18 protein-coding genes and 1 pseudogene are annotated in these 13139 nt (G+C 47.7%); 9 read left to right on the forward strand and 10 right to left on the reverse strand.

Annotation, left to right across the window (positions count from 1 at the left end; translation table 11 throughout):
* Positions 1–99 precede the first annotated feature (99 nt).
* From KNO71_RS12070 to KNO71_RS12100, 8 genes are all read left to right on the forward strand, one after another.
* The gene (locus tag KNO71_RS12070) at positions 100–600 is read left to right on the forward strand and encodes a hypothetical protein (RefSeq protein ID WP_214688828.1); all 501 of its coding nucleotides are present in this window, start codon (positions 100–102) and stop codon (positions 598–600) included.
* On the forward strand, positions 593–1063 hold the full coding sequence (locus KNO71_RS12075; RefSeq protein WP_214688829.1) for an NUDIX hydrolase: 471 nt from the start codon (positions 593–595) through the stop codon (positions 1061–1063). The genes KNO71_RS12070 and KNO71_RS12075 overlap by 8 nt, the downstream gene beginning before the upstream one ends.
* Positions 1060–1581: a DNA topology modulation protein gene (locus KNO71_RS12080; protein ID WP_214688830.1), complete on the forward strand. Its 522-nt coding sequence runs from the start codon at positions 1060–1062 to the stop codon at positions 1579–1581. The genes KNO71_RS12075 and KNO71_RS12080 overlap by 4 nt, the downstream gene beginning before the upstream one ends.
* Positions 1578–1928 carry a VOC family protein gene (locus tag KNO71_RS12085; protein WP_214688831.1) on the forward strand — a complete coding sequence of 117 codons (351 nt, stop codon included), beginning with the start codon at positions 1578–1580 and terminating at the stop codon, positions 1926–1928. The genes KNO71_RS12080 and KNO71_RS12085 overlap by 4 nt, the downstream gene beginning before the upstream one ends.
* A gap of 160 nt (positions 1929–2088) precedes the next feature.
* Complete coding sequence (locus KNO71_RS12090; protein WP_285222506.1) at positions 2089–2619, forward strand: P-loop nucleotide/nucleoside kinase family protein; 531 nt, start codon at positions 2089–2091, stop codon at positions 2617–2619.
* A 103-nt stretch (positions 2620–2722) separates the two neighbouring features.
* Positions 2723–3490: a transporter substrate-binding domain-containing protein gene (locus tag KNO71_RS12095; protein ID WP_214688832.1), complete on the forward strand. Its 768-nt coding sequence runs from the start codon at positions 2723–2725 to the stop codon at positions 3488–3490.
* Positions 3487–3723, forward strand: a complete 237-nt coding sequence (locus tag KNO71_RS17670) for a hypothetical protein (protein ID WP_251031985.1) — start codon at positions 3487–3489, stop codon at positions 3721–3723. The genes KNO71_RS12095 and KNO71_RS17670 overlap by 4 nt, the downstream gene beginning before the upstream one ends.
* Entirely contained in the window at positions 3720–4499 is a 780-nt protein-coding gene (locus tag KNO71_RS12100; protein WP_251031986.1) for a pyridoxal phosphate-dependent aminotransferase, read from the forward strand. Before KNO71_RS17670 ends, KNO71_RS12100 begins: the two co-directional genes overlap by 4 nt.
* A gap of 22 nt (positions 4500–4521) precedes the next feature.
* Here the strand turns inward: KNO71_RS12100 and KNO71_RS12105 are convergent, their stop codons facing one another.
* Positions 4522–5076, reverse strand: coding sequence for a maltose acetyltransferase domain-containing protein (locus tag KNO71_RS12105; RefSeq protein WP_078146788.1), 555 nt, complete (start codon positions 5074–5076; stop codon positions 4522–4524).
* A gap of 85 nt (positions 5077–5161) precedes the next feature.
* On the opposite strand from KNO71_RS12105, the gene KNO71_RS12110 reads away from it, so the two are divergent.
* On the forward strand, positions 5162–6085 hold the full coding sequence (locus KNO71_RS12110; protein ID WP_078146787.1) for a DUF7916 family protein: 924 nt from the start codon (positions 5162–5164) through the stop codon (positions 6083–6085).
* 38 nt (positions 6086–6123) lie between these two features.
* Here the strand turns inward: KNO71_RS12110 and hisIE are convergent.
* The 9 genes and pseudogenes from hisIE to KNO71_RS12160 form a co-directional block, all read right to left on the reverse strand.
* Positions 6124–6761 (reverse strand): annotated as a pseudogene (hisIE, locus tag KNO71_RS17675) (bifunctional phosphoribosyl-AMP cyclohydrolase/phosphoribosyl-ATP diphosphatase HisIE).
* A complete protein-coding gene (gene hisF / locus KNO71_RS12125; protein WP_078146784.1) occupies positions 6710–7477 on the reverse strand; it encodes an imidazole glycerol phosphate synthase subunit HisF in 768 nt (255 codons plus the stop codon). Before hisF ends, hisIE begins: the two are co-directional and overlap by 52 nt.
* On the reverse strand, positions 7470–8183 hold the full coding sequence (gene hisA, locus KNO71_RS12130) for a 1-(5-phosphoribosyl)-5-[(5-phosphoribosylamino)methylideneamino]imidazole-4-carboxamide isomerase (protein ID WP_078146783.1): 714 nt from the start codon (positions 8181–8183) through the stop codon (positions 7470–7472). The genes hisF and hisA overlap by 8 nt, the downstream gene beginning before the upstream one ends.
* Positions 8161–8748, reverse strand: a complete 588-nt coding sequence (hisH, locus tag KNO71_RS12135) for an imidazole glycerol phosphate synthase subunit HisH (RefSeq protein WP_078146782.1) — start codon at positions 8746–8748, stop codon at positions 8161–8163. Before hisH ends, hisA begins: the two co-directional genes overlap by 23 nt.
* Positions 8745–9332, reverse strand: a complete 588-nt coding sequence (hisB, locus tag KNO71_RS12140) for an imidazoleglycerol-phosphate dehydratase HisB (protein ID WP_031423922.1) — start codon at positions 9330–9332, stop codon at positions 8745–8747. Before hisB ends, hisH begins: the two co-directional genes overlap by 4 nt.
* The gene (locus tag KNO71_RS12145) at positions 9319–10335 is read right to left on the reverse strand and encodes a pyridoxal phosphate-dependent aminotransferase (protein ID WP_214684418.1); all 1017 of its coding nucleotides are present in this window, start codon (positions 10333–10335) and stop codon (positions 9319–9321) included. Before KNO71_RS12145 ends, hisB begins: the two co-directional genes overlap by 14 nt.
* Entirely contained in the window at positions 10332–11549 is a 1218-nt protein-coding gene (hisD, locus tag KNO71_RS12150) for a histidinol dehydrogenase (protein ID WP_078146780.1), read from the reverse strand. Before hisD ends, KNO71_RS12145 begins: the two co-directional genes overlap by 4 nt.
* Positions 11546–12154: an ATP phosphoribosyltransferase gene (gene hisG, locus KNO71_RS12155; protein ID WP_078146779.1), complete on the reverse strand. Its 609-nt coding sequence runs from the start codon at positions 12152–12154 to the stop codon at positions 11546–11548. Before hisG ends, hisD begins: the two co-directional genes overlap by 4 nt.
* Positions 12151–13074, reverse strand: a complete 924-nt coding sequence (locus KNO71_RS12160) for an ATP phosphoribosyltransferase regulatory subunit (protein ID WP_078146778.1) — start codon at positions 13072–13074, stop codon at positions 12151–12153. The genes hisG and KNO71_RS12160 overlap by 4 nt, the downstream gene beginning before the upstream one ends.
* Positions 13075–13139 lie beyond the last annotated feature (65 nt).

Genomic DNA, 13139 nt, shown 5'->3' on the forward strand with positions numbered 1-13139 from the left:
AAACTTGAAGTAATGAATCGGTTTTGAGATTCCAGCAGTCTTTTGAAGGGAACTGATTCTCTTATGCAGAAATAGTTTACAGTCTGAAAAGGTAAGGTGATGAAAATGCGTAGTCGTGTCATGGTCTATTTGTTGATTCCCATCCTCATCTTTATTGGTATACTGATTACCCCGCCTTCCGAGGAATCGCTCAAACTCGCGACGATGACCGTCGTCAGCATTCAAGAGATGATTCCTTATGAAAAAGAGTATACGGCACAGAAAGTGCTAGAAGAGCGATCGGTGGACGACAAATCAGCCATCATCGAAGAATGGCGTCTCGAGCAAGGAGCGAGAACGTCTTATAGTTATGTGCTCAGACTGAGAGGATTTGACCATGTGACACAGATTGATGCAGGGGCTGCCAACACGAGGTCGGACGGGTATTACGCGATGCAGGCGCATAGTCCTATTTTCGAGACGGACAAACCCGTGTCAACGAACTATCCGATCGTCATGTTCAGTTCGGAACAACGTCTTGTTATCGGACAGATGGATGTCCGGGTCATTTACGAAGAAGACGGTCAATTGAAGAAATGGATTGTATTGGAGGATGAATAAGTTGAAAGATTATGTTCAAACGATGCGAGAACTCATCGGTCACCGTCCTTTCATTATGGTCGGCGCTGCAATAGCTGTACAAAATGAAAATAAAGAATTTTTATTACAACTAAGGAAAGATACAAAGGAATGGGGACTTCCTGGCGGGGCGATGGAACCTGGAGAAACCATCGAACAAACCGCACAACGAGAATTGTATGAAGAAACCGGTCTATCATCCAACCAATTAAGTCTAATCTCAGTCTTCTCTGGACCTGACTTTTTCTTTGAATACCCAAATGGGGATCAAGTACACAATGTTACCCATTTATTTTTCACTGACACTGTGACGGGCACGTTATCTTTAAACGATGATGAAGGAATAGATTTAAAATATTTTTCGCTACAAAATCTACCTTCAAAGATGGATTTGCGGGCAAAGTCAATCTTGTCAAGTCCATCAATGAAAGAAGTGACTATATGAATCGCATCATGATCATCGGTTCTGGTGGTGCGGGGAAATCCACACTCGCCCGTCAACTCGGTGAACGATTACATCTCGATGTCTATCATTTGGATGCCCTCATGTGGAGACCGGGATGGGTGATGGCACCGAGAGAAGAACGAATCGACATCCAACAACAACTCGTGAAGAAAGATCAATGGATCATCGATGGAAACTTCGGGAACACGCTTGATTTACGACTGCAGGCAGCAGATACCGTCATTTTGATTGACCTCCCGCGAATCGTTTGTGTATATCGCGTCCTCAAACGAGTCGTCCGATATCGTGGTACGACGCGACCTGACATGGGCGCATCCTGTGAGGAAAAGCTTGACTTCGCATTCCTCAAATGGGTTTGGAATTTTCCTGACGTTCAAAAACCTGAGATGGTCAAACGAATCAAACAATATTCTCATGAGAAACAGATTATCATCTTAAAATCTCGGAAAGATGTTCAAAACTTTATTAATCAAACGAAAAGGCAGGAGTTTCTATGAACCCTATCCTTCACAAAATCGGTACCATTTTCATTCCGGTAAGTGATATTCAAAAGGCGCGTGACTGGTATTGTGATTTATTCGATCTTTCAACAAAAGAAGAGATTTTATTCGACCATTTATATGTCATTCCATTAGAGGGTACCAACCTCGTTTTAGATAGCAAAATCTACTTAAAAGATAACATCATCCAGACACCGCTGTTTCACTTAAATACGCACGATATTCATCAAGCTTATTCTTATATGGTTCAACACGACATTGATGTCCTCACACCAATTGAGCACGAACATTGGTTCAATTTCAAAGATCTTGATGGAAATGTCATCATGCTATGCAAATGCTAACATCGAATCAAACCTTTAACTAACCCTATCAGGTTATTCAGGTCGATTGTATCGAAGACTATCTTAAGGAAATGAGCCTTTTTAACAAGTAAATCAAGTTGTATGAGTAATAAGATTTGCTCCTACTTCGATGTGAGGTGATCATCTGTTTTTTCTTCAAATGTCTGGAACACCTGGATCAGGAAAATCCACATTGGCTAAGCGTATCATCCAACACGTACACGCAGTCATCATCGATCATGATGTTTCAAAGACCGCCCTACTCCATACGCTTCCTGATGGAAACTTCTCGGATGGAGAAATCGGGAAGATGGCTTATGATGTCGATTGGTCCCTCGTCGAGTATCACCTATCACTTGGCCAAAACGTCATTCTCGACAGTCCTTGTCTCTATGATGAAATACTCGATAAAGGGATAGCGATTTCCACCAAGTACGGAGCGACTTACCGTTATATCGAGTGTCGGCATGAAAATCACGAAGAAATTAACACACGACTTCGAAACCGTGTCAGACGGCCGAGTCAAATTGATCAAGTTTCATATGAGAATTGGTCTAAGATGAATGAACGCTGCAAACGGCCCACTAACCACCCTTACTTACAAATCGATACGATGGACAATCGAGAAATTCCGATTGAGCGAATTATGTCGTATCTGTTGAAAAACCAAGAAGAGAACGCTTTCAGATAGAAAGTGCTTCTCTTTTTTAATAATTTTGTATATTTATTCTTTACAATTAATAATCATACATATACACTTAGTCTCATCTACAACAGGGAGGCATTATACACATATGAAAAAATGGTTATTAGCAGGATCACTTATGATGAGCGCAGTATTACTCGGTGCATGTAGTCAAGAAACAGAAGGTGAAGCGACAGAGCAAAAAACGCTCGTCATGGGGACGAGCGCCGACTATTTCCCATATGAATTTGTCGATACGGCAAATGGGGATGCGATTGTCGGATTCGATATTGAAATCGCAGAGACGATCACAGAACGACTCGGTTACGAACTGAAGATTGAAGATATGGACTTCGGTAGCTTACTCGGAGCCTTGAATAGCGGCCGTGTCGACTTTGTCATGGCTGGGATGACACCAACAGAAGAGCGTAAAGAGAATGCCGACTTCTCAGACATCTACTTGTCTGCGACAAACTTGATTATGACGAAAGATGAGTCCCTTCAGGCAATCGAAGATTTGTCTGGTAAGAAAATCGGTGTCCAAACGGCTTCGATTCAAGAAAACATCGCCAAAGAACAGGCTCCTGACGCTGAATTCGTATCCTTGAACAAGATCCCTGAAATCGTTCAAGAGTTGAACACGGGACGAATCGATGCGATGGTCATCGAAGATACGGTCGCACAAAAATATTTAGACCAAGATGACAGCTTCTATACGTTCGCTTTGAAAGAGGATGGCGAAAAAGGTTCGGCTGCGGCGTTTAAATTAGATGATGCGTTACGCGACCAGTTCAACGAAGAATTGAACAAAATGATGGCGTCTGGCGAAATCGATGAATTGGTGAAAAAATGGTTCTCGATGGAGCCAACTGAATGAGACAAGTCGAGCTACCGATCTATCCCGTCGTATATCCGACGGGACATCGGTTAAACCAAAATGAAAGTCAATTCCCGTTACCTGACCGCATCAAGAATCAGCTTGATTCGTTGACGTATGATGACTTACACGAATATCCGGTCGAACCGATCAATGAATTGTTCGAACAATACGCTGCGTACGTTGGCGTCACACCGAGCAATTACTCGTCGGTTGTGGGAGTGATGAGATGATTCATGTCGTGACGCAAGCATTGCTCGCACCACATGACATCGTCTTGTCTCCGGCACCTGACTTTTCGATGTACCCAATCTTCACGACTATCGCACACGGTCATCATGTTCAAGCCGTTGATTTATCGTATGAAGGAATGGTAAAGGCGATTGAGACGCATCATCCAAAGCTTCTTCTCCTTTCGAATCCGAACAATCCAACCGGGAAGCTTTGGACCGTAGAAGAGTTGACGCATCTCGCCTCACTCGTGCCATATATCGTGGTGGATGAGGCGTACATGGACTTCACACCAGATGCGAGCATGATCCCGTTCATTGCCACCCTTCCGAATCTCATCGTCCTTCGCACGATGTCAAAAGCGTTCGGATTGGCAAACGTACGAATCGGATTCATGGTGACAAACTGCGAACTCGCACACTATTTCCGTCAATTCATCCCGCCATTTAATATCAGCGGAGTGAGTGCTAAAATTTGCAATATCTTCTTAAAAGATGCGAGTTATCTTCAAGAAACAATCGAATGGCATGACGAGATGCGGCAAAAGTGGGCGCAAGCCTTCGAAACCATCGGTCATGTCATCCCTGCCACGACGAACTTTTTGTATGTCGAGCTCGAGCAACCTGAAGTAGTGTGGGCCCATTTTACTGACTTGAACTTACACACGTCGAAACAACCTACGGGGATTCGGGTGACGATCGGAGACGAGTCGGCGCTTCATCTTGTACATACAGCTATTCAGAAATACAAGAAAACAAGTCATGTAAAAAACTCCTGAACCTCGTGTTCAGGAGTTTTTGTCAGTCGATCGTCTTGATCACACGTGCCGGATTTCCTCCGACGACTGTTCGAGGTGGTACATCTTTTGTGACGACGGCACCGGATGCGATGACTGCCTCATCCCCAATCGTCACCCCCGGATTGATGATGGCCCCACCACCAATCCATACTCGGTCCCCGATGGTCACGGGTTTCCCGAACTCATATCCAGAGATGCGCTCAATCGGGTCGATCGGGTGTGTTGCCGTGTAAATATGTACCGCCGGCGCAAGCATGCAGTCATCCCCAAACGTGATGGGACAGATGTCTAGGAAGACACAGTCAAAATTCGCATAGAATCGATCTCCTACGTGGATGTTATACCCATAATCACATTTGAAATTCGGTTCGATATAATACGACCCTTTCGTTGAACCGAGTAACTCACTAAGAATCTCATTTCGTTCTTCCAACTCATCGATCCCTAAACGATTGAATCGTTCAGTCAATCTCCGGGCACGCTTACGGTCTGTAACGAGCGTTTCATCACCAGCTAAATACAGTTCACCACGAATCATCTTCTCTTTTTCTGTCATGTTCATCCCTCCTCACTTGTAGTATAGAGGATTTTTGAACGGTATAGGGAATAGAGATAAGGATGAGCAGAAGGAGGCAGATCATATGAAACGAATACTGGAATGTCGGGCAAGTGATTTTATCACGTTTAATCGTCAAGATTTAGTCGATTCGATTCGAAAAGCAGAAGGTCGAACGGTCATGGCCGAGGTCATCCCAACGGTGCAGCCACTCTATCCAGAAGTGACAAACGCAGAACTCGCGCGAGCGTTCGGTGCCGATTTGATTTTATTGAATATGTTGGATGTGTTTCACCCGTACATCAAAGGACTCGAAAGTCACGCGCTGTTCGGCGACATGCCAGGTGATGAGATGAGCGACCATCCGATTCTAGAACTAAAACGTCTGATCGGATTGCCAATTGGAGTCAACTTGGAACCTGTCGATTTTTCAGAGAAGTCGTCCGAGATGAATGAAGTGAAACGAGGCAGGCTTGCTTCAATCGAAGCGTTCCAAAAAGCATCTGAGCTCGGGATTGACTTCGTCTGTTTGACAGGCAATCCGAATACCGGAGTTACGAATGAAGCCATCGAACAAGCGATCATCCAAGCGCGTCGTGAATTCGCAGGGGTCATCATTGCCGGGAAAATGCATCAGGCTGGTGCCGGCAATGTATTGGACCGCGACGCGTATATCCGCTTCGTCGAAGCCGGCGCAGACATTATCCTACTACCAGCTCCAGGCACCGTACCTGGTGTCCGTGAAGAATCGTTCTACGAACTCGTTCAGGAGTTGCAATCGCTCGGTGCTCTCACGTTAGCGGCGATTGGAACGTCACAAGAAGGTGCAGATGTTGCGACCGTTCGGGAGATTGCGCTCTCTTCAAAACGAGGCGGAGCAGACATCGTGCACATCGGTGACGCCGGACTGTCGGGGATTGCCGTCCCAGAGAACATTCAGGCACTTTCCATTGCCATTCGCGGGCGACGTCATACATACATTCGCATGGCCGCCTCGGTCAATCGGTAATACAAAAGAGGAAGGAGCGCGTCTCCTTCCTCTTTTATTTACCATTCCGTGACGTCGCGACGTGGTTTCGCCGGTGTGGTAGTACCGTGACGCTTGGCGAGTAACGCTTCCACATCCTCTAAGCGCACACCTTTGGCTGCTAACAAGACGAGTAAGTGATACAGAAGGTCGGCTGACTCTTCAACCAAGTCTTCATCCGTCATAGCAGCAATGACGACCTCAAACGCTTCTTCCCCGAACTTTTTCGCGATTTTTTCAACGCCTTGTTCCAATAAATAAGTCGTATACGAACCTTCTTTCGGTTCATTTTTTCTAAATTGAATCAATTGTTCCAATTCATGAATCATACATTCACCTCCGTAAAGAAACAGCTTCGATTACCGGTATGACACGTCGGACCGTTCGCATGAACACGAACGAGAAGCGCATCCTGGTCACAGTCGACGTGGATGCTGACGACGTCCAGTGTATTTCCGCTCGTCTCCCCTTTCATCCAAAGCCGACCTTTTGAACGAGACCAGAACGTGACGACCCGTTCACGAAGCGTCTGTCGGATTGCCTCATCATTCATATATCCGAGCATGAGGACCGCCCCGTCGTCGTCTGAGACGATGATGGCGGGAATCAGTCCATTTTCGTCGAAACGAACCGCATCGGCAAGTTGTGACTCGTGCATACGTGCTTCACCTCTTCTACTGTCGTTTTTCGGTCATGTAAGATGGATGCAAGTAATGCGGCATCGACTTTCTCAAGCGCTTCGACTACGTGCTCGGCATTGCCTGCCCCACCGGATGCGATAATCGGAATGTCGACGACTTCACGAAGTTGTTCTAAAATCGCAAGGTCATAACCGCTCTGCTTTCCATCTTGATTCATGGACGTGACAAGAAGTTCACCCGCACCGAGCGCGGCCACTTGTTTCGCCCATTCGACCGCCAACAGGTCCGTCTTCTGTTTTCCACCATATGTGTACACATAATATTCGCCATCTTCAAACTTTACGTCGATTGCGACGACGATACATTGTGAACCGAAACGATCGGCCGCTTCACGAATGAGACTTGGGGATTCTACAGCGAGCGTGTTCAACGATACTTTGTCCGCCCCTGCTTTTAATAGTGACGAGATATCCTCTAGTGAACGAATCCCACCTCCGACCGTCAGCGGGATGAATACTTTCCGCGCTACCGCACTGACGACATCGAGCATCGTCTGGCGACGCTCCGTACTTGCCGCGATATCGAGAAAGACAAGTTCATCGGCTCCGGACTCATCGTAATATTTCGCGATTTCGACCGGATCACCGATGTCTCGTAATTGTACGAACTCAATCCCTTTGACGACACGACCTTCTTTCACGTCAAGACATGGAATAATTCTGCGTTTAAGCATAACGCGCCTCCCATTCAATCAGTTCTTCGATGCTCACCTTACCGGACAGAAGTGCTTTCCCGACGACAGCCTCATCAATTTTTGCCATCTTCAGTTCCTTCACGTCCTCTTCAGTCGTCACACCGCCTGAGGCAATCAATGTGACGTTGACGATTTGACGTAACGCTTTCATGCGAGAAAAATTCGGTCCATTCAGTTTCCCATCGGATCCGATATCGGTATATAGAATCGTTTCGATCCCCCGTTTGACAAGGTCTTGAGCGACCGAGATGTCATCGAGTTTTGTCGCTTCCTGCCATCCGTTAATGGCGACCTTCCCGTCATAGGCATCGAGTGCCACAGCGATTCGCTTGCCATACTTTTCAATCGCCATGTCTAGAAAGTCAGGATCCGTAAACGCCTTCGTCCCTAAAAGGACGCGATCCGCACCGGTTTCCATGACCGCATCAAGTGCGGCTTCTGAACGAATTCCTCCTCCTGTCTGGACAAGGAACCCTAGAGACTTCGCATAACGGACAACGTCTAAATGACGCGGCTCACCTGCCTTGGCCCCTTCTAAATCAATCAAGTGAATCATCGGGACCTTCCCTTGCCACGCTTTTAATAATTCATACGGATCTCCGTATTGTTCTTCCGTAGAAAAATCACCTTCCGTCAAACGGACGATCTTGCCTCCAATCAAATCAATGGCGGGTAGTAATCTCACGCTCGACCGCCTCCTTCCATTCTTGAAGTAAGCTGAGACCGAACGTCCCGCTCTTTTCCGGGTGGAACTGCATGCCCGTCACGAGCCCTTTTTGAACGATTGCCGGAACTTTCTCACCCATATAATCAGCTGCCGCCACAATGTAGTCGTCCGCCGTCACGGCATGGTAAGAGTGGACAAAATAGACATCCTCATCGCGAAGGATCGAGTTCCATCCGACGTGTGGGAGACGCTTCGCTCGCATCCGTTCGACCGTTCCCGGAATCAACCCGAGACCTTTTGTCGGCATACCTTCCGTGCTCGAATCAAACAAGAGCTGCATCCCAAGACAGATCCCTAAAAATGGCTTTTCCGTCGCCATCTGTTGCAAGAGTGGGATAAGACCCGTCTGTTCGAGCGATTGCATCGCTTGCGGGAAGGCACCGACCCCAGGAAGTAAAACGGCATCCGCCTCTTCAATTTGATTTGCATCGTTCGTGATCACGACGTAGCAACCGATGGCCTGTAACGCACGTTCGACGTTAAATACGTTTCCCATACCATAATCGATGACTGCTACTTTCATCCTTCGATCCATCCTTTCGTAGAAGGGAGACGATTCGTCCCATCGCTCGAGACCGCTTCGGCAAGCGCTCGTCCGAACGCTTTGAACAACCCTTCAATCATGTGATGTGAGTTCGACCCGTACAGGACAGCTAAGTGCAGTGTAAGTCGACCATTCATGGCAACGGCCCGGAAGAATTCCTCAGCGAGCTCGGTATCAAAATCACCAAGCTTCGGATTGCGAATATCCGCTTGATAGACGAGGAAGGGACGCCCAGACACATCAATGACCGCTCGTGCTAGCGTCTCATCCATCGGCATGTAACTCGACCCGTAGCGGCGAATTCCGACTTTATCCCCGAGTGACTTGGCGATAAGCTGACCGAGTGCGATCCCGACATCCTCGACCGTATGGTGGGCATCGACCCACGTATCACCTTCAACTTTCACATGCAAGTCCATCTGACTGTGAAAAGCAAGTAACGTCAACATGTGATCGAAGAAGCCGACCCCTGTTTGGATAGAACTTTCACCTGTTCCGTCTAGATTTAATTGAATATCAATTTTTGTCTCTTTCGTTTCACGCTTTAGTTCAGCTGTTCTCAACAGAATTCACCTCTTCAATCGTTTGTCGGATTAAGGCATACGCCTCGTCTGTCCCTGCACTGACACGTAGTCCATCGGGAAAAGCACGTACATGGACTCCTTTATCAAGGAAGCGGGATGCCCATCCTTCACTATCATCCGTTTTGACATAAATGAAGTTGGCACGGCTCGGTAAAATCTCACCGACTGGTCGTAACAACTCCGTTAACTTCTCACGTTGCGCCGTATGGAACTGAATCGACTCTTGAATATACGTTTCATCTCGTAAGACGACGTTGGCGACAGCGGCACTGAGACCACTGACATTGAATGGCGAACGGAAGCGGTCAATCTGTTCGATGATTTCTTCAGATGCAATCATGAAACCAATCCGGAGGTTTGCTAGACCGAACGCTTTCGATAACGTCCGTAAGATGATGACGTTCGAATATTCGCTCAATCGAGACACAAATGAATCTTTCATTGTGAAATCAATATAGGCTTCATCCACGACCAGATACGGTACACGTGTCGCAATGTCAGACAATTCGTCTAGTGTCCACATCTTTCCGGTCGGGTTATTCGGATTCGAGATCAAGACGAGTTTAGGGTCGGTTGTTCGAATGACCTCAGTCAACGTCTCGTAACGCAAACCCTGTTCGTCCGGTTGTGTGAAATGCCCTCTGGCAATTTGTGTATAGATGCCATACATCGAAAAGTCTGGGGCCGGTGCGACCACACGGTCTTCCGTATCCAAAATCGCCTGACTCAAGATGGCCAATAGCTCATCGCTCCCGCTCCCGACCATGAGTTGCGTCGGCTCGACTCCCGCATAGTCAGCATAGCTTGCTTTTAAAGCGAGCAATTCTTCGACTGGGTAACGGCTGAGTGCCTCGAGTGATACGTCTCGAATAGCTCGTTCGAGACGTTCTGGTAACGGATATTGACTTTCATTTTGATTGAGCGCATATCCCGAAGCGGCATGAGGTACATAGCGTGGGATGTTCTGATAATTTCGTCTCATACGTCCTCCATCCGAACAGCCATCGCACGGGCGTGTCCTTCTAATTGTTCTTGTTTGGCGATTCGAATCGCGGCCTTTGTAATCGTCTCATCCAGTTCTGTCATCTCAAGGAATGTCTGACGGCGATAAAAGTCATCGACCGATAGTCCACTAGAGAAGCGGGCTGTCCCGCTCGTAGGCAAGACGTGGTTCGGTCCAGCGATATAGTCTCCAAATGCTTCGGCCGCCTCATGTCCGAGAAAGAACGAACCACCGTGACGAATCGCACGCATCAACACCTCAGGATCTTTTACGGCCAACTGGACATGCTCCGCTGCCATCGTGTTCGCGTATTCGATTGCATCCTCGATTGTCCGATATAAGACTCCGCCACGTTTCAATGATTCTCTCGCAATGTCCTGGCGTGGTAATTGCGCTAATTGTCGCTCAAGCTCCTGCTCGATTTGATTGCGAAGGGTTTCTGACGTGACGAGCGCGATCGCCGTCGCCTCGACGTCATGTTCCGCTTGTGCGAGCAGGTCGGCGGCAACCCACTTCGGGTTCGCCGTTTCATCGGCAATGATCAACACTTCAGACGGTCCGGCGACGGAGTCGATCCCGACGATGTGTGAGACGAGTGCCTTCGCCGTCGCAACATAAGCATTTCCGGGTCCGACAATCTTATCGACCGGACGAATCGTTTCTGTCCCATATGCGAGTGCGGCAACGGCTTGGGCACCTCCGATTAGAAAACATTCATCGGCACCTGCGATTTTTGCTGCAATCAAAAGGGAAATGTCAATCCCATCTGCTTTTGGTGGGGTGACCATGACGACTCGTTTGACACCGGCCACTTTCGCCGGAATGATATTCATCAGGACGCTCGACGGATAGACGGCTGTCCCACCTGGTACATAAACCCCTACCGAATCCAGCGGCATATAGCGTCTCCCAAGTCGGAACATCGTATCTTCGAACACATCGTCTTGTCGGACTTGGCGCGCGTGAAATGCACGAATCCGTTCTGCTGCTAACGACAGCGCCTCTGTCAATTCAGCATATGCGACTGGCGGATTAAAGCTGGCCAAATCGACCGATTCAATTCGGTCGACCCCGTCGAATTGTTTCGTCCACTCAAGCAGCGCTTCGTCTCCGCGGGCCTCTATCGATTCCACGATCGGTTTCACGGCTTCGGCCCAAGCTTCGCGCCTTGAGCGATTCGTTTCTGTACTCATGCGTTCTCCTCCTGACTCATCTTTCGAATCCAGGCCTTCAATTCGTCAGGCTGTTCCGCTAAAGCTGTCTCACTCGTGATGAATTTTGCATTGATTGAAAAAATCGCCTCGTATTCTTCCAAGTCGTTTGCAGCCAACGTCGCGCCTGTCTCGACGATGTCGACGATGCAATCAGCGAGTCCCGTTAACGGAGCCAGTTCGACTGACCCGTTCAATGCAATGACTTCTACGTTTTGTCGCTTCGATGCAAAGTGTGATATGGCGATATTCGGATATTTACTCGCCACTTTCAATTTCTTTGTGCCGTTGCGTCGAACTTTTGGACCACACACGGCCATTCGACAGCGACCGAACGGTAAATCGACGACTTCAAGTACGCCTGGCGTTTTTTCTCGTAAAATATCACCGCCGACTATGCCAACATCTGCCGCTCCATGCATCACATATTTATAGACGTCGTCCCCTTTGACGAAAATGAATTCATGATTTCCTGCTTGTACCGTCAACTCACGTCCCCGCTTCTCTGGCCATACGGGTAAGTCACGTTCGACAAAAAATTGACGGGCTGCTTTTTCAATCCGACCTTTCGCGACCGCTACTTTCATTTAATCACCTCATCTAACTGTTCTAAATCGAGCGACATTCCGAACGCTCGTCTCGAGTGTCCAAAATGTCCATAGAGTGAATCATATCGTCCTCCTGAAAGGACACGCTTGCCTTCCACACTTCCCGTCACGGTCAATCCTGAGTAGTAATCAAAGTCTCCCGTTTGACCGAAATCGTAAGACACCTCTAAACCGATGGTACGCAAGTGTTTTACTGCCTCGTCGACTTCATCGATGGCTTCCTTTAAAGATTCCGGTGCCTCAGCCCGTAATTCTTCGAGTGCAGAATTCCCGATTAAAAAGGGCAGCTTCGCAATCAACGGATAGCGATACGTCTCTGCTAATTCACGTAATGATTCTAAGTTTCGAAGTGCTAAGATTTTTCGGAATGTTCGTTCCTGAATCCCTGTCTCTTTCGCGATGAGCGAGATGACGGCTGCTGACCCAATTTTGATGGTCAAACGTTCGGTAGGCAGGACCCCTTCCGTCATATCGAGAAAGGACTCAATTAGATGACTGTCCTTCTCTTCGCCATCGACCCATTCGAGTCCAAGCTGTTGCCGTTCATGGGGTTGCCCGGAATGTTTGACCGTCCGACGATAGACGGCACCAGCGTAAGCGACACGCATCGGTTCATGACCGTCTGCTAACTTTCTTGCGATTTGTAGTGTATAGTCAGGGCGCATGACGAGAAGTTCCCCGTCGTTCCCGAACAATCGATAATAGGCTGACTCGTCAAAGAGCGCTAAATTTTGATAATGTGAATAGTATTCGAGAAGCGGTGGATCGATGACTGCGTAGCCGCTCGACTCTGCCTTCTCTAAAAATGACAACATCCATCGTTTTGGACGGATGACATCTCCTGATTGAAGTTCATACCAGCCTTCTGGAATCGAACCTTTTGAATTTGACCAAATCATCATAACCACCCTTTATCTTGTTATCACTTTACCAAACTAAAGTATTGTGTTAAATTTATCAAACA

The organism is Exiguobacterium sp. s163 (assembly GCF_018617135.1).
Lineage (GTDB): Bacteria > Bacillota > Bacilli > Exiguobacteriales > Exiguobacteriaceae > Exiguobacterium > Exiguobacterium profundum.